22 protein-coding genes and 1 tRNA gene are annotated in these 26,194 nt (G+C 66.9%); 12 read left to right on the top strand and 11 right to left on the bottom strand.

All coding sequences use genetic code 11. The annotated features are described in order from the left end of the window. Position 1: 1 nt before the first annotated feature. From metG to Q7V45_RS06275, 6 genes are all read right to left on the bottom strand, one after another. On the bottom strand, positions 2-1,609 hold the full coding sequence (gene metG, locus Q7V45_RS06300) for a methionine--tRNA ligase (protein ID WP_304848734.1): 1,608 nt from the start codon (positions 1,607-1,609) through the stop codon (positions 2-4). 155 nt (positions 1,610-1,764) lie between these two features. Further along, complete coding sequence (locus tag Q7V45_RS06295; RefSeq protein WP_304848731.1) at positions 1,765-2,895, bottom strand: DNA polymerase III subunit delta'; 1,131 nt, start codon at positions 2,893-2,895, stop codon at positions 1,765-1,767. Positions 2,896-2,898: 3 nt separating this feature from the next. After that, complete coding sequence (tmk, locus tag Q7V45_RS06290) at positions 2,899-3,537, bottom strand: dTMP kinase (protein WP_304848728.1); 639 nt, start codon at positions 3,535-3,537, stop codon at positions 2,899-2,901. Beyond that, a complete protein-coding gene (locus tag Q7V45_RS06285; protein WP_304848726.1) occupies positions 3,534-4,805 on the bottom strand; it encodes a D-alanyl-D-alanine carboxypeptidase family protein in 1,272 nt (423 codons plus the stop codon). Before Q7V45_RS06285 ends, tmk begins: the two co-directional genes overlap by 4 nt. 4 nt (positions 4,806-4,809) lie before the next feature. Further along, a complete protein-coding gene (locus tag Q7V45_RS06280; RefSeq protein ID WP_304848723.1) occupies positions 4,810-5,889 on the bottom strand; it encodes a septal ring lytic transglycosylase RlpA family protein in 1,080 nt (359 codons plus the stop codon). Between the two features lie 69 nt (positions 5,890-5,958). Further along, entirely contained in the window at positions 5,959-6,843 is an 885-nt protein-coding gene (locus Q7V45_RS06275; RefSeq protein WP_304848720.1) for a lytic transglycosylase domain-containing protein, read from the bottom strand. A 239-nt stretch (positions 6,844-7,082) separates the two neighbouring features. Here Q7V45_RS06275 and msrB point away from each other — a divergent pair, with 239 nt between their 5' ends. Beyond that, positions 7,083-7,532: a peptide-methionine (R)-S-oxide reductase MsrB gene (gene msrB / locus Q7V45_RS06270; RefSeq protein WP_304848717.1), complete on the top strand. Its 450-nt coding sequence runs from the start codon at positions 7,083-7,085 to the stop codon at positions 7,530-7,532. Continuing rightward, positions 7,529-8,047, top strand: coding sequence for a peptide-methionine (S)-S-oxide reductase MsrA (gene msrA / locus Q7V45_RS06265; RefSeq protein ID WP_304848714.1), 519 nt, complete (start codon positions 7,529-7,531; stop codon positions 8,045-8,047). Before msrB ends, msrA begins: the two co-directional genes overlap by 4 nt. A gap of 4 nt (positions 8,048-8,051) precedes the next feature. Here msrA and Q7V45_RS06260 read toward each other — a convergent pair whose 3' ends face one another. Together Q7V45_RS06260 and Q7V45_RS06255 are read right to left on the bottom strand one after the other, a co-directional pair. Further along, a complete protein-coding gene (locus Q7V45_RS06260) occupies positions 8,052-9,026 on the bottom strand; it encodes a tripartite tricarboxylate transporter substrate binding protein (protein WP_304848711.1) in 975 nt (324 codons plus the stop codon). A gap of 93 nt (positions 9,027-9,119) precedes the next feature. Beyond that, a complete protein-coding gene (locus Q7V45_RS06255) occupies positions 9,120-10,262 on the bottom strand; it encodes an acyl-CoA dehydrogenase family protein (protein ID WP_304848709.1) in 1,143 nt (380 codons plus the stop codon). A gap of 196 nt (positions 10,263-10,458) precedes the next feature. Between Q7V45_RS06255 and Q7V45_RS06250 the strand changes: the two genes are divergently transcribed. The 4 genes from Q7V45_RS06250 to Q7V45_RS06235 all read left to right on the top strand — a co-directional run bounded on the left by Q7V45_RS06250 (position 10,459) and on the right by Q7V45_RS06235 (position 15,446). Continuing rightward, positions 10,459-12,798, top strand: coding sequence for a Tex family protein (locus Q7V45_RS06250; protein ID WP_304848907.1), 2,340 nt, complete (start codon positions 10,459-10,461; stop codon positions 12,796-12,798). Between the two features lie 39 nt (positions 12,799-12,837). Continuing rightward, positions 12,838-13,383, top strand: coding sequence for a thermonuclease family protein (locus tag Q7V45_RS06245; protein ID WP_304848706.1), 546 nt, complete (start codon positions 12,838-12,840; stop codon positions 13,381-13,383). Between the two features lie 419 nt (positions 13,384-13,802). Beyond that, positions 13,803-13,892, top strand: a tRNA-Ser gene (locus Q7V45_RS06240). Positions 13,893-14,120: 228 nt separating this feature from the next. Further along, positions 14,121-15,446, top strand: coding sequence for a carbohydrate porin (locus Q7V45_RS06235; RefSeq protein WP_304848704.1), 1,326 nt, complete (start codon positions 14,121-14,123; stop codon positions 15,444-15,446). A 19-nt stretch (positions 15,447-15,465) separates the two neighbouring features. Here Q7V45_RS06235 and Q7V45_RS06230 read toward each other — a convergent pair whose 3' ends face one another. Continuing rightward, complete coding sequence (locus Q7V45_RS06230) at positions 15,466-18,030, bottom strand: tetratricopeptide repeat protein (protein ID WP_304848701.1); 2,565 nt, start codon at positions 18,028-18,030, stop codon at positions 15,466-15,468. Between the two features lie 213 nt (positions 18,031-18,243). Here Q7V45_RS06230 and Q7V45_RS06225 point away from each other — a divergent pair, with 213 nt between their 5' ends. Both Q7V45_RS06225 and Q7V45_RS06220 read left to right on the top strand, forming a co-directional pair. Beyond that, positions 18,244-19,236: a tripartite tricarboxylate transporter substrate binding protein gene (locus Q7V45_RS06225; protein ID WP_304848698.1), complete on the top strand. Its 993-nt coding sequence runs from the start codon at positions 18,244-18,246 to the stop codon at positions 19,234-19,236. A 35-nt stretch (positions 19,237-19,271) separates the two neighbouring features. Next, positions 19,272-20,909 carry a thiamine pyrophosphate-dependent enzyme gene (locus Q7V45_RS06220; protein WP_304848695.1) on the top strand — a complete coding sequence of 546 codons (1,638 nt, stop codon included), beginning with the start codon at positions 19,272-19,274 and terminating at the stop codon, positions 20,907-20,909. Here Q7V45_RS06220 and Q7V45_RS06215 read toward each other — a convergent pair. Continuing rightward, on the bottom strand, positions 20,906-21,448 hold the full coding sequence (locus Q7V45_RS06215; protein ID WP_304848692.1) for a hypothetical protein: 543 nt from the start codon (positions 21,446-21,448) through the stop codon (positions 20,906-20,908). The two genes, Q7V45_RS06220 and Q7V45_RS06215, sit on opposite strands and share 4 nt — an antisense overlap. 15 nt (positions 21,449-21,463) lie before the next feature. Here Q7V45_RS06215 and Q7V45_RS06210 point away from each other — a divergent pair, with 15 nt between their 5' ends. Beyond that, positions 21,464-22,603: an alanine racemase gene (locus Q7V45_RS06210; RefSeq protein ID WP_304848689.1), complete on the top strand. Its 1,140-nt coding sequence runs from the start codon at positions 21,464-21,466 to the stop codon at positions 22,601-22,603. A gap of 6 nt (positions 22,604-22,609) precedes the next feature. Here the strand turns inward: Q7V45_RS06210 and Q7V45_RS06205 are convergent, their stop codons facing one another. Continuing rightward, positions 22,610-23,377 carry an SDR family NAD(P)-dependent oxidoreductase gene (locus Q7V45_RS06205; protein ID WP_304848686.1) on the bottom strand — a complete coding sequence of 256 codons (768 nt, stop codon included), beginning with the start codon at positions 23,375-23,377 and terminating at the stop codon, positions 22,610-22,612. A 62-nt stretch (positions 23,378-23,439) separates the two neighbouring features. On the opposite strand from Q7V45_RS06205, the gene Q7V45_RS06200 reads away from it, so the two are divergent. The 3 genes from Q7V45_RS06200 to Q7V45_RS06190 are packed head-to-tail and all read left to right on the top strand — an operon-like array spanning position 23,440 to position 26,053. Then, entirely contained in the window at positions 23,440-24,201 is a 762-nt protein-coding gene (locus Q7V45_RS06200) for an SDR family NAD(P)-dependent oxidoreductase (protein WP_304848683.1), read from the top strand. 50 nt (positions 24,202-24,251) lie between these two features. Further along, positions 24,252-25,397: a CynX/NimT family MFS transporter gene (locus Q7V45_RS06195; RefSeq protein WP_304848680.1), complete on the top strand. Its 1,146-nt coding sequence runs from the start codon at positions 24,252-24,254 to the stop codon at positions 25,395-25,397. Further along, positions 25,394-26,053 carry a DsbA family oxidoreductase gene (locus Q7V45_RS06190; RefSeq protein WP_304848677.1) on the top strand — a complete coding sequence of 220 codons (660 nt, stop codon included), beginning with the start codon at positions 25,394-25,396 and terminating at the stop codon, positions 26,051-26,053. Before Q7V45_RS06195 ends, Q7V45_RS06190 begins: the two co-directional genes overlap by 4 nt. Positions 26,054-26,194: the final 141 nt, after the last annotated feature.

Here is a 26,194-nt window from a genome sequence, read left to right as displayed (position 1 = left end):
GTCAGCCGACGGCCTTCGGCTGCTTCGCGGCCTTGGGCTGCTTTGGCGGCTTGGCCGGCGCAGCGGCAGTCGCTGGCTCGATGAAGCGCGGGAACACGCCCTGCGGCGGCGGCAGCGCCGTACCGGAGACCAGTTCCTCGTCAAAGGCGGCGTAAACGCGCTTCCCGGGCGCCACCGCGAGCTGGTCGAGGATCTTCGCCGTCGAGTCGGGCATGAACGGCTGCACCAGCAGGGTGACCCGCCGGATCGTCTCGGCCAGCACCCACAGGACCGCGTCGCGCCGCACCGGGTCGGTCTTGGCCAGTGCCCAGGGCGCCTGCGCATCGACGTAGCGGTTGGCGTCGGCGATCACTTCCCAGAGGGCCGTCAGCGCCTTGTGGAAGGCCTGCTCGTCGAGTTCTGCGCGCACGACGGACAGCAGGCCACGCGCACGGTCGAGCAAAGCGGTGTCGGCCTCGATCAGTTCGCCCCGCGGCGGAACCTTCTCGCCGCAATTCTTGGCGACGATCGACAGGACGCGCTGGCAGAGATTGCCGTAAGCGTTGGCGAGGTCGGCGTTCATGCGGCCGACCAGGGCGCGGCGCTGGAAGTCGCCGTCGTTGCCGAACGGCACTTCGCGCAGCAGGAAGTATCGCACCTGGTCGAGCCCATAGGTCTTCACCAGGTCGACCGGGTCGATCACGTTGCCCAGAGACTTCGAGATCTTCTGGCCCTCGTTGGTCCACCAGCCGTGCGCGAAGACCCTTTGCGGCGGCGGCAGGCTCGCCGCCATCAGGAAGGCCGGCCAGAACACGCAGTGGAAGCGGATGATGTCCTTGCCGACCATGTGCAGGTTGGCCGGCCAGTATTTCCATAGCGGATTGGTCTGGTCCGGGTAGCCGCACTCGGTGATGTAGTTGGTGAGTGCGTCCAGCCACACGTACATGATGTGCTTGGAATCACCGGGTACCGGGATGCCCCAGGAGAAGCTGGTGCGCGAGACCGACAGGTCCTGCAGGCCACCTTTCACGAAGCTCATCACTTCGTTGCGGCGGCTGTCCGGGCCGATGAACGCGGGATTCTTCTCGTAGTATTCGAGCAGCCTGTCGGCCCAGGCCGAGAGCCTGAAAAAATAGGACGGCTCCTCGACCCACTGCACCTCGGCCCCGGTCGAGGTGGCCCGGCGCTTGTTGTCGGGGCCGACCTCGGTCTCGCCCTCGACGAAATAGGTTTCGTCGCGCACGGAGTACCAGCCGGCATACTTGCCTTCATAGATGTCGCCCGCCGCGACCAGCTTCTCCCACAGGGCCTGGCAGGCCGCGTAATGGCGCGGCTCGGTCGTGCGGATGAAGTTATCGGGGCTGTAGTTCATCACCCCGATCAGGTCGCGGAACGACTGGCTCACCTTGTCGGTGAAGGCCTTTGGCGGCAGGCCGGCGGCGGCGGCAGCCGTCTCGATCTTCTGGCCGTGCTCGTCGGTGCCGGTCAGAAAATGCACGTCGTAGCCGTCGAGGCGCTTGAAGCGTGCCAGCACATCGCAGGCGAGCGTCGTGTAGGCATGCCCGATATGGGGCACGTCGTTGACGTAGTAGATCGGCGTGGTGACGTAATAGGTGCTTTTGCCCGACATGATGACTGAACTCCGAACGGCCGCCCCTTCCGGGGCACGAGACTCAAGCGCGTTCAGCCCCGCATTCGTTCGCAGGGCAGAGAGTCTCCGATGTCGGACCGGGGCAACATAGGTGGTCTTTTCTCATGGCTCCCTTTGTCGATCAAGGCACGCGCTCAGCGCGTCGCGGATTGCAGTGCCAGGAAGCTGCCCATGACGGTTTGCTTGCGGTCGAGATTGACGGCATCGGCCCGTGAAAAGAGCATCGCGACGTGCTCCGAGGCCGCCATCCAGCGTTCCAGGCTGGCCGCCGACAGCAGCCGGGCCCGCAGGCCGCTCTCCATCGGCACGACAGGTGCAGCTTCCGTGGTGAGCGCCGCCTGCCGCATCAGGCCCTTCAGCCAGCCGTCGAAGAGATAGTTGAGAGCGCGCCAGTCGGCATTCGCCTCCTCGCCGCGCTTGGCGAAGCGTTCGGCGAATCCATGCAGCCGCGGCATGTCGAGGTCGGGCAGCGTCGCCAGCACCTCGACCATCTCGCGATAGAGGTCGAGGCTGCCCGCCCCCGCCAGTTCGAGCGCGCGGCCGATGCTGCCCTCGGCGAGACGGGCGAGCGCCCTTCTCTCCTCGTCCTTCGTCTCGGGCGCATAGTCGCCGAGCAGCCTGACGACGGTGTCCTCGCCGAGCGGCTGCAGCGCCAGTCGCCGGCAGCGCGAGCGGATGGTCGGCAACAGCCGGCCGGGCGCGTGCGACACGATCAGCAGCACGGCGTTGGGCGGCGGCTCCTCGAGGACCTTCAGCACGGCATTGGCGCTGTTTCGGTTCATCTCGTCGGCCGAATCGACGATGGCGACCCGCGCCTTGCCCATCGCCGGCGTCATGTGCATGAAGCCGCCGAGGTCGCGCACATCGTCGACGGCGATCTCGGCGCGCATGCGGCCGGTGTCGCGGTTCAGCGAGCGGCGGAGGTGAAAAAGGTCGGGATGCGACCGCGCATCGACCAGGTGCCGGCCCGGCGTATCAGACGGTACGTCAAGCGATTCGGGGCCACCGCCGAACAATCCGCCCTGGTCCTGTCCTGCCAGCAGGAAGCGCGCGAAGCGCCAGGCCAGCGTCGCCTTGCCGATGCCGCGCGGACCGGTCAGCAGCCAGGCGTGATGCAGTCGGCCGCTCTGCTGTGCCGCCAGCATTGTCTGTTCGGCCTGCTGATGACCGACCAGCCGGTCGTTGCGCCAGGGCGGCGGCCAGCCGTAGGGCCATTCGAGCTTCTCGAGCTCGGCCGGATCTGACGGTGTCTTGCCGCGCGCCACGGCTCAGGCTTCCAGACGCGCGGTCACCGCGGCGGCAATCGCGTGGGCGATCTCGTCGATGCCGGCGGTGGCATCGATCACGGCGCAGCGAGTGGGATCGGCCGCGGCGATGTCGAGGAAGCCAGCGCGGACGCGCTCGTGAAAATCGACCGGCAGGGACTCGTAGCGCGTCTCCGTGCCCCGGCGCGCCGCCGCGCGCTTCAGGCCGGCCTCGACCGGCAGATCGAGGATGAGCGTGAGATTCGGCCGGAAGTCGCCCACGGCGATCTCGTAGAGTGTACCGAGCATGGCGCGGTCTGCGCCGTGCCCGTAACCCTGGTAGGCCATGGTGGAGTCGGCGAAGCGATCGGAGACGACCCAGGTGCCGCTCCGGATGGCGGGCAGCACCGTGCTGCGCAGATGCTCGCGACGCGCCGCGAAATGCAGGAGCGCCTCGGTGACGCCATCCCAGCGTTCGGCAGGGCCCTCGACCAGCAGCTTGCGAACCATCTCGGCACCCGGCGCGCCGCCCGGTTCGCGCGTGGCGATGCACCTGTGGCCGCGCTTCTCGATCCAGTCCTTGAGGCGGATGACCTGTGTCGACTTGCCGGCCCCTTCTCCGCCCTCCAGCGTGATGAAGAGTCCGGCGCCACCTTGCGTCACGACAGCCAGCCGAACATGTAGTGCTGGAGCATCGAGGATACGCGGCCGAACACGCCCATGCGCGGCACGTCGGCCCCCGCTTCGAGCGGATACTCCATCGTCCGGTTGTCGGGGAGCGTCACGACGGCGGTGCCGATCTTCGTACCCTTGATGATGGGCGCGGCGACCGGACCGTCGAAGCGCGCGACGACGCGCGGCGTGACCGTCTGGCCCGTCGGCATCGTGAGCTGTACCGTTTTCGGGATGACCAGCGGCACCTTCTCCTGTGCGCCGAGCCACACCGGCGCCTCGACCAGCATGTCGCCGGCGCGGAACACCGTGATGTTGGTCGATTCGCGATAGCCCCATTCCATCAGCCGCGCCGTCTCCTGCGCACGTTCCGCCATCGAGGCGAGACCGTTGACGACCAGGATCAGGCGACGCCCGTCGCGCACGGCCGAAGTGGTCTGGCCGTAGCCACCCTCTTCCGTGTGACCCGTCTTGAGACCGTCGGTGCCCGCCACCGTCTTCAGGAGCCGGTTGCGGTTTTCCTGGCGGATGTTGTTGTAGGTCCAGTTCGTGTCCGCATAGTACTTATAGTACTGCGGATAATCGTCGATCGTATGCCACGACAGCACCGCGAGATCGCGCGCCGTCGTATACTGTCCCTCGGCTGGCCAGCCCGATGAATTTTTGAACACCGTCTTCGACATGCCGATTTCCTTCGCGCGCTTGGTCATGCGCTCGGCGAAAGCCTCCTCGGTGCCCGCCAGCCCCTCGGCGATCACGACACAGGCATCGTTGCCCGACAGGATGATGATGCCCTTGATCAGATCCTCGACCGTTGGTTCGCTGCCGAGTTCCAGGAACATGCGCGAGCCGCCCATGTTGCGCGCGCGCTCGCTGACCCGGAAGCGCGTATCGAGCTTGAGACGTCCGGCCGCCAGTTCGTCGAAGATGATGTAGATCGTCATCATCTTGGACATCGAGGACGGCGCCATCGGCGTCTCGGCATCCTTGAACAGGAGGACCGTCGAGGTCTGCGGATCGACCATGAAAGCGTGGCGCGCCAGCGTGCCGATGCCGACCTGCGACGGCGGCAACGACTCGACCTTGGGCGAGGCGGGTTCCTTGGGTGCCGACTTGGTCGCCGACGATGCCGGAGCCCGGGGCTTGGCGGGTGGCTTCTGCTGGGTCGCCGGCTTCTTCGGCGGATCCTGCTGGGCGAAGGCGGCGATCGAGAGGCCGGCGATGCCGGTGACGGCGAGAAGCGTCGCGACGACGCGCATCGGGTTATTCAGCGACCACACGGGCATCCCCATAGCCTGAACGCTTGAGCCGGTCGGCGACAATGCCGGCGGCATCTTGAGTGGTATAGGGCCCAAGCCGGACGCGATAAACATCGCGTCCGCCGGCCGAGCCCTGCGAAACCTCGGGATGGCCATAGCTCCGCACCGCACTGCGCTGTTTCTCGGCATTTTCCTGCGTGGAGAACGCGCCGACCTGGACGAAGAAGCCGCTCATCTGAGACGAAGGCGTTGCTGTGCCCGTCGTCGTCGAAAGCGATGCAATGGTGGGCGGAACATCGCCCGACGCGGACCTCGGCGCGCCGAACGGCACACTGCGCGATGGCGGCGCATACACGGTCTGTGCGGGAGCAGCCGGCGCGGGTGGCGGCTCGTAGGAGGCCTGCATGACCGGCGGTGGCGGCGCTGCAACCGGTGCCGGTGCCGGTGCCGGCGCCGGTACGGGCACCGGCGTGGGCGCCGGCGCCGCCCGGCTGCCGCTCGCGAGCTGGGCGACGGCCTGCTGCTGCTCGGCAGGGCCACCGCCGCTCAGGGCAACCTCCTTCACCGCCAGGCTCTCGGCCTGCAGCTGCTCGACGCGGACCCGGGCGGTGCCCTTGCCGACCATGTCGATTTCCTCCGCCGCGGTGCGCGACAGGTCGATGACGCGGGCGCGCGCGAAGGGACCTCGGTCGTTCACCCGTACCACGGTGCTGCGACCATTCTCCAGATTGGTGACCCGTACGATGGCGGGCATCTGCAGGGTACGATGGGCCGCCGTCCGGTCGGACTGGTCGTATCGCTCACCGTTGGCCGTCGATTTGCCGTGGAAGCCCGGTCCGTACCACGAGGCCGTGCCGGTCTCGGTGAGGGTGAACGTTTCCTTCGGCGTGTAGGTGATGCCGTCGATCTTGTAGGGCTGGCCCACCTTGTAGGTGCCGCGCTGGGCCACGCTGCTGCCGGGGGTCCCGCTCCCGCCCTTGCTCGACGAGCCGCAGGCCGCAAGGCTGGCCAGCAGCGCTGCCGCCCCGCAAAGTCGGAGCGCGCCGGACAGGGGAAAACCCAATTTTACCAATGCTAGCGGCATGATGTTCACATCATACATCATCTCGGCCGGCGGGTGGAGCGGCCTGCTCAGCCGCTCCTGCCGCGCTGGTCAGGCCGCAATCCGGTCGGACAGGAGGCCGACCGCCAGGGCGAAGAAATCCGACTGGTTCCAGCGCAGGATGACCTTGAAATTCTCGGTCGTCTGGTACGCCGGGCCGCCTGCGCCCGCCGGCCGCACGATGCGCCCGCCGCCCCCGGCCTGCGCCCCCGGGGAGACTTCGTCGCCCCAGCGCAGCCCCGGCCGCCAACCCACCTTGCGCAGGTAATTCACGATCGAGGCGAAGACGTCGAGCTTGTTGGTCCAGATGTCCTTGCGGCCGTCGCCGTCGCCGTCGGCGGCATAGGCGATGAAGCTGGTCGGGATGAACTGGCACTGCCCCATCGCGCCGGCCCACGAGCCTTTCATGGCGTGCAGGCCGACATGGCCCTGCGAAAGGATCTTGAGCGCCGCGATGAGCTGCTGCCGGAAGAATTTGGCGCGGAAGTTGTTGTGGACGAGCGTTGCCAGCGCCTCGACCACCTCGAAGTCGCCGAGCCGCGTGCCGTAGTTGCTCTCAATGCCCCACAACGCCACAGCGACCTGGGGCGGCAGGCCGGCGGGTCCTGCGAACCGTTCGATCGCCGCGCGGTTCTCGGCCAACAGCGCGCGGCCGCGCTTGATGCGCTCCTCGGAGACGACGAGTCCCTGATAGCGCTCCCACGTCATCTTGAATTCGGGCTGGTTGCGCGCGAGCTCCATCACACGGGGCACCTCGCGGATGTCCGCCAGGGCCGCGTCGAGCGTTCCCTGGTCGACACCGGCGCGCAGCGCTTCCTGACGGACCCCCTGCAGCCAGGCGGCCGGAAACCGGCCGTCACCTTGGGCGAAGGCGGGCCCGGAGGCGGTCAAGGGCGCGAGGGCAGCGCCGGCACACAGGAGTCTGCGAGTGATCATGAAGCGTCCGCTTGTTGGTCGTTGCCCTCACGGGAAGCGATATTCCTGTGCCGGTCAATCTTGCGCACACTATGGCGACCTCTCCCGCCGTGCCATCGTCACCTGGTTCGCTCGTTCGTAGAAATGGATCCGGATGGTCCTCGTCGGGACTCTTGAAGGGTGCTCCCGGCTCCCCCTGACACGCCGCCCCCCGCTCCCTATATTCCCCTTCCGAAGGCACGTTGCGACAGGAGCGCGAAATGCAGACCTACAAGAAGAACCCGGAAGCCCTGGCGAAGCTCACACCCGAACAGTTCTATGTCACTCAGGAGAGCGGCACCGAGCGCCCCGGCACCGGCGCCCTGCTGCACAACAAGGAGCCCGGCATCTACGTGGACATCGTATCCGGCGAGCCGCTGTTCGCCTCGGCCGATAAGTACGAATCGGGATGCGGCTGGCCGAGCTTCACCAAGCCGATCGAGCCCGCCAACGTCGCGGAGCTGAAGGACAACTCGCTCGGGATGCTGCGCATCGAGGTGCGATCCAAGCATGGCGACAGCCATCTCGGCCATGTCTTTCCCGACGGCCCGCGCGACCGCGGCGGGCTGCGCTATTGCATCAACTCGGCCTCGCTGCGCTTCGTCCATCGCAAGGACATGGAGGCGGCGGGCTATGGCGCCTATCTCGACCAGGTGGAGGACGTGAAATGAACCAAGAGCGCGCAGTACTGGCCGGCGGCTGTTTCTGGGGCATGCAGGACCTGATCCGTCGGATGCCGGGCGTCGTGTCGACGCGGGTCGGCTACACCGGCGGTCACGTGGCGAACGCCACTTATCGCAACCATGACGGCCACGCCGAGGCTATCGAGATCATCTTCGATCCATCGCGGATGAGCTACCGCCAGCTTCTGGAATTCTTCTTCCAGATCCACGATCCCTCGACGATCAACCGCCAGGGCAACGACCGCGGCACTTCGTACCGCTCGGCGATCTACTACGCGACCGACGAGCAGCGCCGCGTTGCCGAGGACACGATCGCCGATGTCGACGCGTCCGGACTGTGGCCCGGCAAGGTCGTCACCGAAGTCACGGCCGCTTCCGACTTCTGGGAGGCCGAGCCCGAGCACCAGGATTACCTGGAGCGCATTCCCAACGGCTACACCTGCCACTTCGTCCGGCCCGGCTGGAAGCTGCCGGTCCGAGCCAGGGCTGGTCAGGCTGCCTGAGGAGTCAGTCGAGCTTGAGGTTGAGGTCCTTGACGATGCCCTTCCACACCAGGAACTGATCCTTCTGGTACTGCACCGCCTGCTGCCGCGTCGACGGCGTCGGCACGATGCCGTTCTGCAGCAGCTTGGCCCTCACCGATTCCGTTTCCAGGATCTTCACAAGCTCGCGGTTCAGCCGATCGAGGATGTCGCCGGGCGTTCCCGCGGCCGCCACGGCGCACCACCAGCCGCTCATGTCAGGTGGCGTGGCAAGCCCCTGCTCCGAGAAGGTCGCCACGTCGGGCAGCAGTGAATTGCGCTGGGCGGTCGTCATGCCGACCGCCCGCACCTTGCCGCCCCGGATCATGCCGAGCGAGGCAGGGATATCGGCGACCATGATCTGCACGTGTCCGCTGATCAAGTCAGCGAGGCCCGGGGGCACCGACTTGTAGGGCACGTGCGTCACGTCGAGCTGGTAGGCGTTCTTGATGTAGCCGCCATAGGCGATCCCGCCGGTGTTGCCGCTCGCATAGTTGAACTTCCCGGGATTGGCCTTGAGCAGCTTGACCAGATCGGGGGCCGTCGTCGCCTTGACGTCGTTGTTGACCAGCCAGACGTAGGAAACCGACGCCACCATGGAGATGTAGCTCAGGTCCTTGGCCGGATCGTAGCGGACGCCGCTGGTCAGGCCGGCGGGGCTCGCGACGAGGCCTGAATTGGTCAGGAGCCCGATCGTATAGCCGTCCGGCGGCGAGCTCACGACGAGCTCGGTCCCGAGCGTCGTGTTGTTGCCCGGCTTGTTCTCGACGACGATCGGCTGGCCCAGCGCCTGGCCGAGCGGCTCGGCCAGGATGCGGGCGAGGATGTCGCTGCCCGAGCCGGCGCCGAAGGGGACGATGAGCCGGATAGGCTTGTTCGGATAGGATTGCGCCATCACGGGCGCGGCAAGCATGACGGCGATGGTGGTGGCGAACGCGGTAAGCCGGTGAACGAACTTCATGAACTTCCTCCCTTGCTTCGTAGCTTTTCTTGTCTGTAGAATCTCGAAACGGCAGCCACGGCTCCTGTTGGTCGATGACGGATGCCGAACGGTTCAGAACCTGAAGCCGAGGTCGCGGGCGATCAGGTTCTTCTGGATCTCGCTGGTGCCTTCGCCGATCACGTAGACCAGCGCATCGCGATGGATGCGGCCCACCGGATACTCGCGCATGATGCCGGCGCCGCCATGAATGCGGATCGCCTGCTCGCTCACGGCAACGGCGGTCTCGCTGGCGATCAGCTTAACGCGCGCGGCCGTCGCCGAATCCAGCGTGTTCTGGTCGACGCGCCAGGCGCCGTAGTAGACGAGCCACTTCGCCGCCTCGATCTGCGCCGACATCTCCGCGAGCTTGTGGCCGATCGCCTGGTAGTCGCCGATCCGCTTGTTGGCGACCAGCCGGTCCCGCGCATAGGCCGTCGCCGCGTCGAAGGCGGCGCGCGCCATGCCCAGCGCGTTCGCGGCGACACCGACGCGGTTCTCGCTCAGCGACTCCAGGATCACCGGATAGGTTCCCAGCCGGTCGCCGAGGACGCAGTCGTCCGGGACGAACACGTCGTCCATATGGATCAGCCCGGTCTCGGAGGCGCGGATGCCCTCTTTCCTGAGCTTGTCGATGCTCATGCCTGCGGCCGGCAGCTCGACGATGAACAGGCTGATGGCATCGCCGCTGAGCTCTGGCGCGGTGCGCGCCGCGACCAGCAGGAAGTCCGCGATCGGCGCGTTCGTGATGTAGAGCTTGCTGCCCCTGAGCGTCCAGCCGCCCTTGGCGCGTTCGGCGCGGGTTTTCAGCGCGCGGATGTTCGAGCCTCCGTCGGGTTCGCTCAAGGCAAAGCCGGCGATCTTCTTCCCCTGCACGGCGGGCCGGAAGAAGCGCTGGCGCTGCTGCGCCGTGCCGGCCTTCCAGATCGGCCATATCCCGAGATGACTGTGCGCTGACCAGCTCGACGCGAATCCCTGGCTCATGTAGCTCAGTTCTTCGCGCACGATGCAGTCACTGATCTTGTCGAGGCCGCTGCCGCCGTCGCCTTCCGGATAGCGCACGCCCAGCAGGCCGAGTTCGCCCCAGCGCGCGAAGACCTCGCGCGGCAGGATCTCGTTCTCCTCAGCCGCTGCCACCAGCTTCTGGTGCTCCGACTGGCACAGGCGCCTGACGGTCTCGCGGACGGCCTCATGCTGGTCGGAGAAGGAGAAATCCATGATCGACGGTTTTCCTCGGGTCGGGGATTTTCACACTGACAACGAACGAAACTCGGGTCAATCGAGCGGGGCCGCTGTGCGCGACACCTCACAAACTGCTTGAAGTCCCACAGGCACGCCGTTCATATCCGCGGCCCCAACATGATGCGGGCGCAGCGACGGTCTCGCTCTCCTCCGACCGAAGAGGTATTTCTTGGTGGTCTCCATTCAGGCGCGTATTGCCCAAGAACTCGGGGTCAGGGAGCAGCAGGTCCAGGCCACGGTCGAGCTGCTCGACGGGGGCGCGACCGTCCCCTTCATCGCGCGCTACCGCAAGGAGGTCACCGGATCGCTGGACGATGCGCAGCTGCGCACGCTCGAGGAGCGGCTGGGCTACCTGCGTGACCTGGAAGCCCGGCGGAAGGTCATTCTCGATTCCGTCCGCGACCAGGGAAAGCTCGATGCGAAGCTCGAGGCCGCGATCCTGGCGGCCGACAGCAAGAGCCGTCTCGAGGACATCTATCTCCCCTACAAGCCCAAGCGCCGCACCAAGGCCGAGATCGCCAAGGAAGCCGGGCTGCAGGCCCTTGCCGATCTGCTTCTGCAGGATCCGAGCGTCGAGCCCTTGGTCCGCGCGGAGCCGTTTGTTTCGGCGGACAAGAACGTCGCCACGGCCGCAGCGGCACTCGAAGGAGCGCGCTCCATCCTGGTCGAGCGCTTCGCGGAGAATGCCGACCTGATCGGCGCGCTGCGCGAGGAGTTCTGGAGCAACGGCCGCCTCGTCTCCAAGGTGCGCGAGGGCAAGCAGGAAGCCGGCGCCAAGTTCAGCGACTATTTCGATTTCTCGGAACTACTCGCCAAGATGCCGTCGCATCGCGTGCTGGCGCTGTGCCGCGGCGAGCGCGAGGAGATTCTCGGCCTGACGGTCGAGCCGGACGATCCCGCGACGCGTCCGCCCGCCAGCCAGGCCATCCCCAGCGTCTACGAGCTGCGTATCATGCGGGCCCACGGCATTTCCGACCAGGGGCGGCCGGGCGACAAGTGGCTGGCCGAGACCGTGCGCTGGGCGTGGCGCACCAAGATCACGATCATGCTGTCGATCGACCTCCGGCTGCGCCTGTGGACCGCCGCCGAGGAAGAAGCGGTACGGGTCTTCGCCTCCAACCTGCGCGACCTGCTGCTGGCCGCGCCGGCCGGCGCCCGGCCGACGCTCGGGCTCGATCCCGGCTTCCGCTCCGGCGTGAAGGTCGCGGTGGTCGACGCCACCGGCAAGGTCGTGGCGACCAGCACGATCTATCCCCACGAGCCGCAGCGGCGCTGGGACGAGGCGCTCGCCGTCCTGGCGCGGCTGGTGCGCGAGCACAAGGTCGAGCTGATCGCGATCGGCAACGGCACTGCCTCGCGCGAAACCGACAAGCTGGCGATCGAGCTGCTGAAGGGACTGTCGGAGACCAAGCTTCAGAAGATCGTGGTGTCGGAAGCCGGCGCGTCGGTCTACTCGGCATCCGCCTACGCATCGGAGGAGCTGCCCGGCCTCGACGTGACCTTGCGCGGCGCCGTGTCGATCGCCCGCCGGCTGCAGGATCCGCTGGCGGAACTGGTGAAGATCGATCCCAAGTCGATCGGAGTCGGCCAGTACCAGCACGATCTCAGCGAGTTCAAGCTGTCGAAGTCGCTCGATGCCGTCGTCGAGGACTGCGTGAACGGCGTCGGTGTGGATCTCAATACGGCCTCGGCCCCGCTGCTGGCCCGCGTCTCCGGCATCGGCCCCGGACTGGCGCAGAGCATCGTCTCCCATCGCGACACGAATGGCGCCTTCCGCTCACGCAAGGCGCTGAAGGACGTGCCTCGGCTCGGACCGAAGGCGTTCGAGCAGTGCGCGGGCTTCCTGCGCATCCAGGCCGGCGACGATCCGCTCGACGCCTCGGCCGTCCATCCCGAATCCTATCCGGTGGTGCACCGGATCATCGCCGCGACCAAGAGCAGGATCGACGCCCTGCTCGGCAACGCCCCTGCCCTGCGCGCGCTCTCGCCGGCTTCCTTCGTCGACGAGAGGTTCGGCCTGCCGACCGTGACCGACATCCTGCGCGAGCTGGAGAAGCCGGGGCGCGATCCGCGTCCGGCCTTCAAGACGGCGGAGTTCAAGGCCGGCGTCGAGACGCTGAACGACCTGGAGCCGGGCATGGTGCTGGAGGGCGTCGTCACCAACGTCGCAGCCTTCGGCGCCTTCGTCGATGTCGGCGTCCATCAGGATGGCCTCGTGCACGTCTCGGCGATGTCGAACAGCTTCGTGAAGGACCCGCGCAGCGTCGTGAAGCCGGGCGATATCGTTCGCGTGAAGGTGCTGGAGGTCGACAAGCCGCGCAAGCGCATCGGCCTGACCCTGCGATTGGACGACCAGGCGGGCAGCCAGCCCGCACGGTCCGGCCGCAGCGACGGCGGCGGCGGCGCGTCCCGGCGGGACCAGGTCCGCGTGCAGGCCGCCAAGCCCAGCGCCCCGGGCAATGCGATGGCCGACGCGTTGCGGCGGGCCGGCTTTGGGGCCCGAACCAAATAGCGTAATGTGGTTCGGTAACGCCGCCGCAAGGTCCAAGCTTTGAAAACCCTCTTCTGGCCAATCGCTGCCCTCGCCGCCCTCGCCGCCCTGGCGATCGCGGGAGGCGCCGCCGCCCAGTCCTCGGACGACGACACGGTGGTGCCGCCGGTCCCGAAGCCGCGCTTCACGGTGGTCGACGGGGACACGGTGCGATTCGGGCCGCAGACCGTCCGCCTGTTCGGCATCGATGCCCCGGAGCGAAGCCAGACCTGCGACGACGGCCAGTGGCGTGCCGGCGCGCTTGCCCGCAAGGCGCTCGAGGAGTTCATCGCCGGGCGTCCGGTGAACTGCCGTCTGGTCGATACCGACCGCAAGAGCAATCCGCCGGTGGCGCAGTGCTTCGCGGGCGAGGACGACCTGCAGGAGAAGATGGTCTCCGCCGGCTGGGCCTGGGCCCTGCCGGCCAACAGCAAGGACCGCTATGTGCCCAATGAGCGCGAGGCCATGCAGCGCAAGCTCGGCGTCCACGCCCACAAATGCGTATCCCCTGCCGAATGGCGCGCCATGCTCCGCCGCGAGGCCTTGAGACGGGAACAGGGCGGCTGATCCTGCCGATGGTCGATGTTCGCCGATCCGAGGCTCGCGAGAGTTCCCGCAGCCGGGCAGCCAGCAGGCTTGCGCCCATCGCGTTACCGCGCGGCCTCATGTGAGAGTTGACGTAGAACAACTTTGCCGCCGGTTCGGCGGCGGGTCTCGGATAGGTGTCGATGGTCGCCAGCCCAGGCTTTTCACTCGATCGAGCAGGCCCCCGTCTCGCGGCGCTCCCGCTGCGCCCGAACCCGTCGGCGTCGATCGTCATCGACCAGCTGCTGGCCCCCGCTCCACGAAGGCGCGGTTTCGGCGCGTAGCCCAGCAGCCCGTCGTGCATCAGGCATAAATCGTCTGCCATGAGCGGCAGACCAGCAGACGGAGAACGCCATTTGTTGCAATCATGGCGGCACCTAAGTATCTGAATTCACTGAGTTGGATGGGTGGCCGAGCGGTTTAAGGCACCGGTCTTGAAAACCGGCGTGGGTTCACGCCCACCGTGGGTTCGAATCCCACCCCATCCGCCATCGCTTACCAGGAAGTAACACTAATCACTGCTTTTCTCCTCGGCGCGGAGTTCGGACTGCCAGATTCCCCGGTTGCGCGGGAATCAGCTCCCGCCGGGATCTTCGCCCACAATGTTCCCGGTATGGAACGACTATCCTTGGATCCTGGTGGCAGACAGATCGTGGTGAAAGTCCCAAGCCTCCGCGAATGCATTTGCGTCGGGCCCCTTCCACGGAATGGTCGGCGCAATGTCCGGTAAGCTGCTTGTCCGCGTTGGTGTTGTCGCGGTGTGGTGCGCGTTCTTCGGCGCGACCGCGCTGCAGGGCCGATCGGCGCACGCCGACGAGCCGGCAGCGACGAACCCGGGCCTGTCGTCGTGGCTGCGAGGCCAGTACATGACCGGCGACTGGAATGGCACGCGCAGCGATCTCGAGGCGAAAGGGGTCACGCTGCGTGCCCATCACATTGCGGAATCCGCAGCCAATCCCCTCGGTGGACTGAAGCAAGGCGCGGCCTATACCGAACAGGTCGACGCGGGTGCCGATTTCGATCTCGAAAAGCTGATCGGCTGGCCCAAGGCCAAGCTCCACGTGACGTTCACCCAGCGCGCCGGCCAGAGTCTGGCCGCCAACACGATCGGCAGTTACATCTCCGTGCAGGAGATATACGGCGCGGGACAGAACGTCCGGCTGGCCCAACTGTCCTACGAGCAGCTGCTTCTGGAGGATCGCCTCCAGATCAAGCTCGGCTGGCTGCACGCCTCCGACGACTTCGCGACCTCACCGATCTACTGCTACTTTCAGAACAACGGCTTCTGCGGACAGATCGCCATCGTCGTGAACAGCGGCTTCACCATCTATCCCACGGGCAGCTGGGGCGGCATGGCGAAGGTCAATCTCTCCGACGAGGTCTACGTCCAGACGGGCGTCTACGAGGTGAACCCGACGCTGGCGGCACCCGCCAACGGCTTCAAGCTCGGGATTTCCGGCGCCACCGGCGTCATCATGCCGGCCCAGCTGGGCTGGCAGCCGCGCCTCGGGGCCGCCGGGCTGAAGGGTCACTACAGACTGGGCGGATACTACGATACATCCGACGTGCCGTACCTGGGATCGCCTCCCGGCGGCAAGCAGGCCCTCGCCCGTGGCCGCTGGGGTTTCTATGTCCAGGCCGACCAGATGATCTACCGCACCGCGCCCGGGAGCGACCGGGGACTGACGGCGTTTGCCGTCATCGCCTATGGCGCCCCCGGCACGGCGATGCTCGAGTATATCGGGCAGCTCGGGCTTCTCCAGAGAGGAACTTTTGCCGACCGGGACGACGACACGATTGGCCTGGCGGTCAGCTACAGCAAGGTGAGCAGCACACTGGCCGCGGCGCAGAATGCTGCGAACGCCGTGGCACCGGGCTCGGTCGGCGTACAGTCCGCCGAGACAACCATCGAGCTCAACTATCGTGCCCAGCTCACTCCGTGGTTTTCGCTGATGCCGAACGTTCAGTATGTGATCCGGCCAAACGGCGTGACGACCATTCCCAACGCCTTCGTCCTGGGCCTTCAGGTCAAACTGACGTTCTGAGGGGAGAGCCGGCCCGCCCTCAGTTCACGCCGTACTTCGTGAATTCATTCGAGATGTTCGGCTGGATGCCGCTCGCGGTCGACATGTCGGCGATGCCGGCCGGCCCCTGGCCGTTGCGCGCGCGTGCGAGGCCGCGTCCGTAGAGGGCGCGTGCGCGATCCGGATCCACCTTGAGCGAGGCGTTGTACTGGGCAATCGCCCTGTCCCACTGCTTCCGCTTCAGATAGATCAGCCCGATATTGTCGTGGGCATAGGGATCGTCGGGCACCAGCTTGAGGACCTCGTTGCAGTCGGCGAGCGCGGCGTCGAGGTTCGCCCCCAGCACGGCCCGCGTCAGGCACCTGTTGTTCAGCGCCGGCGTCATCTTCGGGTCGAGCTTCAGCGCCTCGTCATAGTCCGAAACCGCGTTGGCGTACTCGCCCTTGTTGAAACGGGCGATGCCGCGGCTGAGGTACAGGTTCGCATCGCGCGGCCGCAGCCGGATCGCATTGTTCAGATCGTCGATCGCATCGTCGTACTCACCGAGACTGCTGTAGAGATGGGCGCGGCTGGAGTAGATGCGCGGATTCTTCAGGTCGGTGCGCAGCGCCTCGCTGTAATCCTCGATCGCGCGGCCGGCATCCCCTCGGAAACCCATGACCTGTGCGCGATAGTAGAGCGCGGTAGGATTGCCGGGCGACAGGCGCAGAGCATCCTCGATGTCGGCCAGCGCCCGCGGGTAATCCTTCTTGAGTCCATAGACGAAGCCTCGCTGGACTAGCGCGTTGATGTCGTCGGGGCTGATCTTCAGCGCTGCGTCGAAATCATTGATCGCGTCGTCGAGCTTGTCCTTGAAAATCAGCGACATGCCGCGGTTGATGTAGGCCAGCGGCTCCTTGGGATCGATTGCGATCGACGCCGTGTAGTCCGAGATGGCGTTGTCGTAGTCGTCGACGCGGTGGTAGGCGGTGCCGCGCTCGAAATAGGCGAAGGCCATGCCCGGCGCGAGCTTGATGGCGCGGTCGAGGTCGGCAACGGCTTCCTTCGCCTTGTCCATCTTGAGGTAGGCGGCACCGCGGCCGAGATAGGCGCGCGGCTCGTTCTCGTTGATCTCCAGCGCCGATTCGAAGTCCTTCACGGCGGCCTCGTATTCCTGCTTGTCGATCAGCGCCATGCCACGCTGGTAGTAGGCATTGGCCACCTGGTCGGCAGTCTGCGCCGCCGCGGGATCCTTCTTGCCGTCCTTGTCCTTCTGCGTGAGCCTGAGGATGTCCGACGTCTGCAGACCAAGCCGCACCGCCTCGGTGAAGTCGACGATGGCACGATCAGGATCGTTCCTCTGCCGCCATGTCACGCCGCGGTTGATCAGAGCGTTGACTTCTTTCGGATTGAGCTTGAGGGCCTGGTTGAAGTCGTTGACCGCCTCTTCGAACTTGCCCTTCTTCGTGTATTGGACGATCCCCCGGTTGACCAGCGGGCTCGGATCCTTGGGCGTCAGTTCATGGGCGATCGTGTAGTCCGTGAGCGCATTGTCGGCGTCGCCGATCCGATGATAGGCAATGCCACGCTGCATGTGGGCAAAGGCCTGACCTGGCTTGAGCTTGATGCCCTCCGAGAAGTCGGCGATCGCCTGCTTCAGGTCGTTCTTGTACATGTAGGCGGCGCCGCGGCCGACCCAGGGCGCCCCATCCCGCGGATTGAGGCGGATCGACTCGGAGAAGTCGGCGATCGCCTTGTCGTAGTCGTTCTTGTCGTACCAGGCGAGGCCGCGCTGGAAGTACACGAAGGCGGCCTGCAGCGCGATCCGGTTGGCTTCCTGCTGGGGCGTCTTCGCAAGCTGGCTGGTGATCGAATCGGGTACCTTGGTGAGCGACACCGGCTCGATCTTGTCCGGGAGAATCTTGATCGCCGTCGTGAAGTCGGCGATCGCCTGGTTCACGTCGCCTTTCTTGCGATAGACGATGCCCCGATTGGTCCAGGCGCTGATCTCTTTCGAGTTGATCTTGAGCGCCGCGTTGAAGTCGGCGATCGCCCCCTCGTTGTTGTCCTTGCGCGTGTAGAGAACGACGCCGCGGTTGATCAGCGGCAGCGTGTCGCGCGGCGCAAGTCGGATGGCATCGCTGTAGTCAATGATCGCGCGATCGGCCTCGCCGATCGTCTGATGGACGACTCCGCGCTGGATGTAGAGATGCGGGTTGAGCGGCTGTGCCATGATCGCGTCGTTGTACATCCGGACCGCGGTCCGGAAGTCGGCCTTGGAGCGCTTGTCGCTGTCCGGGCCGCTCTCCGACAGGCCTCGGTGGAGGTAGGCCAACGCCAGGCCGCCTCCCGAGAGAAGTCCCTTGTCGATGACCTCGGTGCAGGCCGCGACCTTCGTCGGCGCATCGGCGCCGGTGGTGCCGTAACAGACGTCCGCCTCCGGCGGATGGCCTGGCTTCTTCGCGGACTGCTGCGGGGGCTGCTGCTGGGCCGGTGGCTGCGTGGCCGCCTTCGGCTGGGCAAGCCCGTTCGTAGCGCCAACGAAACAGAGCGCACCCAAGGCGACGCCCAAGGAAGTACCACGCGCGACGAGACGCAGCGCGGCCCAACGCTCAAAACCCCACATGACCATCCTCTTGCCAGCGCAGACAGCCCCCAAAGCCATTTGCACTCCACAGGCGAAAGTACCCAGTGCCGAGACTTTTCAGCCATTTGGAAGGCAGAGGCAAGGCCAGCCACGCCCAAATCCCGACACAATTACAAGGATTTCGGCTTTTCCATCGACGGCAAGGGTCCTTTTTGGCACCTTCCCTGCGTCAGTAAAGGGAGGAAACATAAAATGACGAGCAAGATGCGTCCGATCGGGCGCCGTACGGTCGTGGGCGGAATAGCCGCCGCCACCCTTGCCGCCCCGGCGATTGTGGCCGCGCAGGGCACCTATCCAAACAGGACGGTCCGCTACATCAACCCGTTCCCCGCCGGTGGTGCGACCGACACGCTATCGCGCATGTTCTGCGCCAAGCTGACGGAGATCAGCGGCCAGCAGTGGATCGTCGAGAACAGGGCCGGTTCGGGCGGCAATGTCGGCATGGATGCTCTCGCCCAGTCGGCGCCCGACGGCTACACGCTGGGCCTCGGCGGTATCGCCAGCCATGCCATCTCGCCCACCCTCTATGCCAAGCTGCCGTTCAACGCGAGGACCGACTTCACCTTCATCTCGACGATCTGGCAGTTGCCCAACATGCTGGTGGTCAATCTCGACCTGCCGGTGAAGACGGTGCCGGAACTGATCGACCTGCTGCGCAAGAATCCCGGCAAATACTCCTACGGTTCCGCCGGATCGGGTACGACGCTTCACCTCTCCGGCGAGTTGTTCAAGATCATGGCCAAGGTCGACATGCTCCACGTACCCTATCGCGGCGGGGCCCCGGCGATGCAGGACCTGCTGGCCGGGCAAATCCAGATGATATTCGACAACATCCCTGGCGCGCTCGCCCAGTCGCGTCCCGGCAAGGTGCGGGCGCTGGGCGTCACCTCCGAGAAGCGCAGCCCCGTCGTGCCCGATGTACCCGCCATCGCCGAGACCCTGCCCGGCTTCGACATCAGCTCGTGGACCACCCTTACGGGCCCGGCGAAGCTGCCACCCGACATCGTCGCGCGACTCTCGGAACTGTCGAAGAAGGCACTGGAGAGCGAGGACCTCAAGGCCAAGTTCTTCGAGCAGGCTGCCGTCGCCATCTGGCGCTCGCCGGCCGACACCTTGGCCTTCCGTGATTCCGAGGAGGCCCGTCTCGCACCGATCATCAAGGCCTCGGGCGCCCGCGTCGAATAGCGCGCGCCGCGTCATAGGCGTGTAGACTGAAGGGCATGCAGACCCTCAATACCGCCCAGACCGTCCTGTCGATGCTGGAAGTGAACGGCATCGACACCCTCTACTGCCTGCCCGGCGTCCAGAACGATCCGTTCTTCGACGCGCTCTACGATCGCACGAACGCCATCCGGCCCATCCACGCGCGCCACGAGCAGGCCTGCGCCTACATGGCCCTGGGCCATGCGATGGCAACCGGCGGGCCCTCAGCCTATGTCGTTGTCCCCGGCCCCGGCTTCCTCAACACGACGGCGGCGCTGGCAACCGCCTATGCCGTCAACGCGCCGGTGCTGGCGCTGACCGGCCAGATCCAGCAGGCGATGATCGGGCGCAACGTCGGTCTGCTGCACGAGCTGCCCGACCAGCTCGCCATCATGCGCGGTCTCACCAAATGGGCCGACCGCATCCCCGCTCCCGCCGCGGCGCCGGGTCTGGTGAACGAGGCGTTCCGCCGCCTGCTCTCGGGTCGCCGTCGCCCGGTCGCACTCGAATGCGCCATGGACATCTGGGCCCGGCGCGCGCCGGTCGAACTGATCGGCACGGCGGCCGCCGCCGATCCCTGTCCGGTCGACGAGGAGGCCGTCGAACGTGCGGCGAAGCTGCTGGGCACCGCCGAGTGCCCCTTGATCGTCGTGGGTGGCGGTGCCCAGGGCGCCGGCGAATACGTCCTGCGCATCGCCGAACTGATCGACGCGCCGGTGATGACCGGCCGCATGGGCCAGGGCGTGATCGACGGACGCCATCGCCTTTCGATCACCGCGCCGGCCGGCTACCGCTTCTGGGGCGAGGCCGACGTCGTGCTCGCGGTCGGCACCCGCCTGCAGCCGCAGCAGCAGAACTGGGGCCTCGACGACACGCTGAAGATCATCCGCATCGACGCCGACAGCGAGGAACTCGACCGCCAGCGCAAGCCCGAGATCGGCATCGTGGGCGATGCCACCGCGACCCTGAAGGTGCTGGCCGATCGCCTCGAGAAGCACGCACGCAGGCACGGCGGCCGGGCCGCGCATGTCGCCGGAATCAAGGCGGCGGCCACCAAGAAGATCCACGAGACGCTCGCACCGCAGATCGCCTATCTCGAGGCGATCCGCAAGGCGCTGCCCGACGACGGCATCCTGGTCGATGAGCTGACGCAGATCGGCTACGCCGCTCGCTTCGCCTGGCCGAGCTACGGGCCGCGCACCTTCCTGTCGCCCGGCTACCAGGGCACGCTGGGCTGGGGCTATGCCACGTCGCTCGGGGCCAAGGTCGCCAGGCCCGATACGGCGGTCGTGTCGATCAGCGGCGACGGCGGCTTCATGTTCACCGCGATGGAGATGGCGACGGCCGCCCAGCACGGGATCGGCGTCGTGGCGGTCGTGTTCAGCGACGGCGCCTTCGGCAACGTGCGGCGTATCCAGCAGCAGTCCTTCAACAACCGCACCATCGCCACCGAACTGCGCAACCCCGACTTCGTGAAGCTGGCCGAGAGCTTCGGCGTCGATGCCGTGCGTGTCGGTTCGCCGGACGAGCTGGGCACCGCCATCGCGCGCGGCCTCGCCAAGGGCGCGCCGCTCCTGATCGACTGCCCCGTCGGCCAGTTCCCCGACCCGTGGCCGCTGGTGACGCTGCCGCCGAACCGGCCGCGGAAGTCCTAATCGGGCCCGCCGTTCGCCCTGATGTCGGCGAGCAGCTTTATGGCGTGTGTCTGGTCGGCAATGCGCTTCGAGGTAAAGCGCGGGTCGAGGGCGGGCGCGACCATCAGGAGATGCCTGGCGAGGAAATCCGGCAGCGGTGGCGGTTCGATCTGCTCTTCCGGCATCTCGACCTCGGCCATCGCGAAATAGGTCGAGCCGTCGCCGCGCTTGAAGAAATCGACGTCCCAGTGATAGCGGCCGTCTGGCCACGAGTAGCGGACCTTGACCAGCGCCTCCAGCCGCTGGGTCCACAGGCGCGCGAAGTCGACCGCGCTGAGGCCGGTCTCGATTTCGACCACCTGGCCGTCGATCGTGCGCTTGTAGGTGAAGACGTGGTCGGTCTTGCCATCGCCCTCGAGCGCTCGGATCCGCAGCCCCGGCGCATCGAGATAGGCCTGACGCAGAAGGTGGCGTGAGACGCCCGGCAGGGCGCCCAGTTCTGCTTCCAGGCCCGTGGCCTGCTCGTTCAGGACAAATTTGCGTTCGTTCTCGATCGGCATGCTAGAATCGTCACCATGGCCACACAGACAATCGACGACCTGCCGACTCCCGCCCTCATTCTCGACCGGGCGATCCTGCGCCGCAACCTCAAGCGCATGAGCGAGCGCCTGCGTAATGCCGGCGTCATGCTGCGGCCGCACCTCAAGACCGCGAAATCCGTCGAGATCGGCCGCATGGCCGTCGAGGGCCACGATGGCCGCATCACCGTCTCGACCCTGGCCGAGGCGCGCTACTTTGCCGACGGCGGCTTCAAGGACATTCTGTACGGCGTCGGCATCATCCCCGCGAAGCTGCCGGCTGTGACCGAACTGCGCCGCCGCGGCGTGAATCTGCGTGTCGTCACCGACAATCTCGCCGTGGCAAAGGCCATCGCCGCCGCGGCCAGCAACGGCGACACCTTTTCGGTGTTCGTCGAGATCGACAGTGGCGGCGGCCGCGCGGGCCTGCCCTACCCCGCCCTGCCCGGGCTTCTGGACATCGCCCGCGTCCTGCACGAGGCGCCCGGCGTTGACCTCGCCGGCGTCATGACCCATGCCGGCCACTCCTATCACCAGAGCACCCCAGACGGCATCGCGGGCGTGGCCGAGCAGGAGCGCCAGGCGATCGTGACCGCGGCGGAGAAACTGCGCGAAGCCGGTATTCCCTGCCCCATCGTCTCGGGCGGCTCGACGCCGACCGCGATGCATTCACGCGACTTCACCGGCATTACCGAGATGCGGCCGGGCGTCTATGTCTTCAACGACCTCGACCAGGAATATATCGGCTCGTGCGGCGCAGGAGACATCGCGCTCTCGGTGCTGGCTTCGGTGATCGGCCACTATCCGCACCGTAACCAGCTGCTGGTCGATGCCGGCGCGCTGGCGCTGTCCAAGGACATCAGCGCGCAGGAGTTCCAGCCCAAGGTCGGCTACGGCACCATCGCCGATCCGCCGGCCGCCGGCATGGCCGTGATCGAATGCTCGCAGGAACACGGCTTCGTCGCGGCCGACGATCCGCTACCCTACGGCAACCTCCCGGTCGGCGCGCGCGTCCGCATCCTTCCCAACCACGCCTGCATCACTGCGGCGGCCTACGATCGCTACTATGTCGTCGACAGCGACCTCGATGGCGGCAGGTCGGTGGTCGACGTCTACGACCGCATCAACGGGTGGTGAGGGAAACTAAAGCGAGCTCACCGTGTGGCCGCCATCGACGGTGATGATGCTGCCGGTCATGAACGCGCCCGCTTCCGAGGCGAGCAGGAGCAGCGCACCGTCGAGATGTTCGGGCTGGCCGATGCGGCGCTGCGGGATGCGGTCGATCAAGCGCTGGCCGCCCGGCGTCTTCCAGAAATCGCCGTTCATCTCGGTCTCGATGTAGCCGGGGCAGATCGCGTTGACGCGGATCTGGTAGCGCGCCCACTCCATGGCGAGCGCCCGCGTGAGATGGATCAGCCCGGCCTTCGAGGCGTTGTAGGGCGCCACCTGGCCGATCGTGCGCAGGCCCAGGATCGAGGCGATGTTGACGATCGAGCCCGGCCGCTTCGCTGCGACCCAACGCTTGCCCGCGGTCTGCGTCATCAGCCAGGCGCCGCGCAGGTTGGTGTCGACGACCGAATCCCAATCCGCTTCGGGCATGTCGAGTGCGGGCTTCACGATCGAGATGCCGGCATTGTTCACGAGGATGTCGACGGGTCCCAACGCCGCCTCGACCTTGTCGAAGGCCGCCGCGATCGATTCCGCCGACTGCACGTCGAGATCGACGGCCAACGCCCTGGCACCGCCCTGCTGCAGTTCCCCCTGTAGGGAGGCGAGCCGGTCGGCACGCCGCGCCGCGATCGCCACCGAGGCCCCCGCCTCCGCCAGCGTGCGGGCGAAATGCACGCCGAGACCCGACGAGGCGCCGGTCACCAGGGCCACTTTGCCGCTAAGGTCGAATCGCTTGGACATGCCGGACGCTCCACTGTTTCATGCCGGCCTTATAGGCGAGCGACCCGTTCGGAGGAAACAGCATGGACCTCGGTCTCAAAGGCAAGCGCGTGATGGTGACCGGCGGCACCAAGAGCATCGGCCGAGCCATCGTCGACACCTTCCTGGCCGAGGGCGCGGTCGTGGGCTTCTGCGCCCGCGATGCGGCTCTGGTGAAGGAGCGCGAGGCGGAATGGCGTGCGCAACAGGGCCGCGCCACCGGCACGCCGCTCGACGTCACCGACAACGCGGCCCTCAAGGCCTGGATCGACGGCTTCGCGGCCGACGGCGGCATCGACCATTTCGTCGCCAATGTGAGCGCACTCGGCACCGACAACACGGTCGAGGGCTGGCGCAAGGCCATCGAAATCGACCTGGTCGCCACGGTCAACGCGGTGCTGAACGTCCGGCCGCATCTCGAAGCGCGCGGCCAGGGCGCCACGCTCACCATCATCGGCACGACTTCGCTGGTCGAGGTCGCGGGCCCGACCCAGCCGTACCGTTCGGTGAAGGCGGCGCTCGTCCCCATGGTCAAGTCGATGGCGATCGAGCTGGCGCCCAAGGGCGTGCGCGTCAACATGGTCTCGCCGGGCACGATCCTCGAGGACGGCAACACCTGGGGCCGCCAGCGCGACGCCGCCAGCGAACGCTACAAGCGCTCGCTGGCGCGCAATCCGACAGGCCGCATGGGCACGCCGCAGGAAGTAGCCAGCGCCGTCGTCTTCCTGGCCGGCGCGCCCGCCTCGTTCATCACCGGCATCAACATGGTGGTTGACGGCGCCATTACCGCGCGGGTGCAGTACTGAGTCCTGCGCGCACCCCGTGGCCGCTGGTCGCCCTGCTGGTCGCGGCCGGCATGGTCGCGGCCTTCCAGGTCGGCAAGGCGCCACCCGCCCTCCCGTCGATCCGCGAGGATCTCGGCGCGACCTTGGAACAGGCGGGCTGGCTGCTGTCGGTCATCAACCTGATGACGGCGCTGGGCGGCATGGCGATCGCGCTGACGGCGGATCGCGTCGGCCATCGGCGTCTGGCGATCTTCGGCACGCTGCTGGCCGGGGCGGCCAGTTTCGCCGGCGCCTTCGCGCCCAGCGTCGAAGCGCTGTTGATCGGCCGTATCCTCGAAGGGCTTGGTTTCATCACCGTCGTCGTCGCCGTGCCGAGCCTGCTGTTGCGCCTTACGCGGCCCGGCGACCAGCGTCTCGCCATGGCGATCTGGAGCACCTACATGCCGGCCGGCTCCGGTACCATGATGGTGATCGCCGCGATCGTGCTGCCCGGTACCTCGTGGCGCACCGTCTGGCTAGTCGCCGCGGGGGCGGCCGCCCTGATGGCCGGCGCCCTCCTCCTGCGCGCCGTACCGCGGCGCGAGCTCGATCCCTTACCGGTGGCGCGCCGTCCGGTCCTCGCGGAAATGAAGGAAGTCGCCACAAGCGGCGGCCCGCTCGCCATCGCGCTCTGCTTCGGCGCCTATGCCTGCTGCTGGTTCGCCATCATCGGCTTCCTGCCGACGCTCCTGATCGAGCGGCTGGGCTATTCCACCTCGACCGCCGCCATCGTCACGGCCGCGGTCGCCATCCTGAACGTGACCGGCAATCTCGGGGCCGGCTGGCTGCTGCACCGCCGGGTGCCGCGGGTCGCGGTGATCGTCGGCGCCACCCTGTCAATGAGCCTGTGCGCCGCCGGCATTTTCGTGGACGGCGTGCCCGACCTCGCGCGGTTGGTGCTGGCCGGCGTCTACTCGGCAGTGATCGGCGTCGTGCCGGGGGCATTGTTCACCGCCATTCCGATCCATGCGCCGCGACGGGAACTCGCCGGCGCCTCGACAGGCCTGCTGATGCAGGGGTCCAACATCGGCGGACTTCTCGGGCCCCCAATCACCGGGGCCCTGGTGGCCTGGGGCGGCTGGCCCAGCGCCGCCTGGCTGACCACGCTCGCTCTGGCCGTGGCGGCCGGCGCCGGCCTCTTCCTGCACTGGCTGGAAAGGCATAAAGTCGGCTCATGATCTACGTCGACATCGTCTCCGATACGATCTGTCCCTGGTGCTATATCGGCAAGCGCCGCTTCGAGCGCGCCCTTGAGCAGAGCGGCCGCACCGACGTCGCGGTCGCGTGGCGCCCGTTCCAGCTCAATCCCGACATGCCGGCCGAGGGCATGACGCGCGACGACTATGTCCGCGCCAAGTTCGGCGGCGGCGACCGGCCGCGCCAGATCTACCAGGCGATCGCCGAGAGCGGCCGCGAGGCCGGCATCGACTTCCAGTTCTCGCGCATCAAGCGCACGCCCAACACCGTACTGTCGCATCGCCTGGTCCACTGGAGCGCCAAGAGCGAGCGGCAGGACGAGGTCGTGGCCGAACTGTTCAAGGCCTATTTCGAAGAGGGGCTCGACATCGGCGACCTCGACACGCTGGTCGAATGCGCCGTGCGCGCCGGCATCGAGGAAGACCTTACACGCCATTTTCTGTCGGGTGACGAGGGCCGGCAGGAAGTCGTTGCCTCCGACGTCTACGCCCGCCGCCTCGGGATCAACGGCGTGCCCTGCTTCATCGTGAACCGCAAGTACGCCGTCTCCGGCGCCCAGCCGCCGCCGGCCTTCGTCGAAGTCTTCAACCTCGCCGAACGCGACGCCGCCACCAGTGCGGCGCAGTCGACCGTCTGACAGAACACTTCCGTCGTCCTGAGCGAAGCCGCCCATAGGGCGGCGCAGTCGAAGGACCTCTTTTCCGGGGCACGATGCGTTGAAGGGAAAATAGGTCCTTCGACTACGCGCCTGCGGCGCTTCGCTCAGGACGACGTGACT

Source organism: Reyranella sp. (assembly GCF_030651995.1).
GTDB lineage: Bacteria > Pseudomonadota > Alphaproteobacteria > Reyranellales > Reyranellaceae > Reyranella.
Note: the sequence above shows the minus strand (reverse complement) of the source record. Positions and strands in the feature narration are given on the sequence as shown.

Bases quoted from the DNA above. Each gene is read 5' to 3' on its own strand.
- msrA (WP_304848714.1), top strand. From the start codon at position 7,529: ATGAACCAAGAGCGCGCAGTACTGGCCGGCGGCTGTTTCTGGGGCATG.
- Q7V45_RS06225 (WP_304848698.1), top strand. From the start codon at position 18,244: ATGACGAGCAAGATGCGTCCGATCGGGCGCCGTACGGTCGTGGGCGGA.
- Q7V45_RS06260 (WP_304848711.1), bottom strand. From the start codon at position 9,026: ATGAAGTTCGTTCACCGGCTTACCGCGTTCGCCACCACCATCGCCGTC.
- Q7V45_RS06235 (WP_304848704.1), top strand. From the start codon at position 14,121: ATGTCCGGTAAGCTGCTTGTCCGCGTTGGTGTTGTCGCGGTGTGGTGC.
- Q7V45_RS06220 (WP_304848695.1), top strand. From the start codon at position 19,272: ATGCAGACCCTCAATACCGCCCAGACCGTCCTGTCGATGCTGGAAGTG.
- Q7V45_RS06275 (WP_304848720.1), bottom strand. From the start codon at position 6,843: ATGATCACTCGCAGACTCCTGTGTGCCGGCGCTGCCCTCGCGCCCTTG.
- Q7V45_RS06285 (WP_304848726.1), bottom strand. From the start codon at position 4,805: ATGCGCGTCGTCGCGACGCTTCTCGCCGTCACCGGCATCGCCGGCCTC.
- Q7V45_RS06200 (WP_304848683.1), top strand. From the start codon at position 23,440: ATGGACCTCGGTCTCAAAGGCAAGCGCGTGATGGTGACCGGCGGCACC.
- Q7V45_RS06255 (WP_304848709.1), bottom strand. From the start codon at position 10,262: ATGGATTTCTCCTTCTCCGACCAGCATGAGGCCGTCCGCGAGACCGTC.
- Q7V45_RS06195 (WP_304848680.1), top strand. From the start codon at position 24,252: ATGGTCGCGGCCTTCCAGGTCGGCAAGGCGCCACCCGCCCTCCCGTCG.
- Q7V45_RS06215 (WP_304848692.1), bottom strand. From the start codon at position 21,448: ATGCCGATCGAGAACGAACGCAAATTTGTCCTGAACGAGCAGGCCACG.
- Q7V45_RS06205 (WP_304848686.1), bottom strand. From the start codon at position 23,377: ATGTCCAAGCGATTCGACCTTAGCGGCAAAGTGGCCCTGGTGACCGGC.
- msrB (WP_304848717.1), top strand. From the start codon at position 7,083: ATGCAGACCTACAAGAAGAACCCGGAAGCCCTGGCGAAGCTCACACCC.
- Q7V45_RS06230 (WP_304848701.1), bottom strand. From the start codon at position 18,030: ATGTGGGGTTTTGAGCGTTGGGCCGCGCTGCGTCTCGTCGCGCGTGGT.
- Q7V45_RS06190 (WP_304848677.1), top strand. From the start codon at position 25,394: ATGATCTACGTCGACATCGTCTCCGATACGATCTGTCCCTGGTGCTAT.
- Q7V45_RS06210 (WP_304848689.1), top strand. From the start codon at position 21,464: ATGGCCACACAGACAATCGACGACCTGCCGACTCCCGCCCTCATTCTC.
- Q7V45_RS06280 (WP_304848723.1), bottom strand. From the start codon at position 5,889: ATGCCGCTAGCATTGGTAAAATTGGGTTTTCCCCTGTCCGGCGCGCTC.
- metG (WP_304848734.1), bottom strand. From the start codon at position 1,609: ATGTCGGGCAAAAGCACCTATTACGTCACCACGCCGATCTACTACGTC.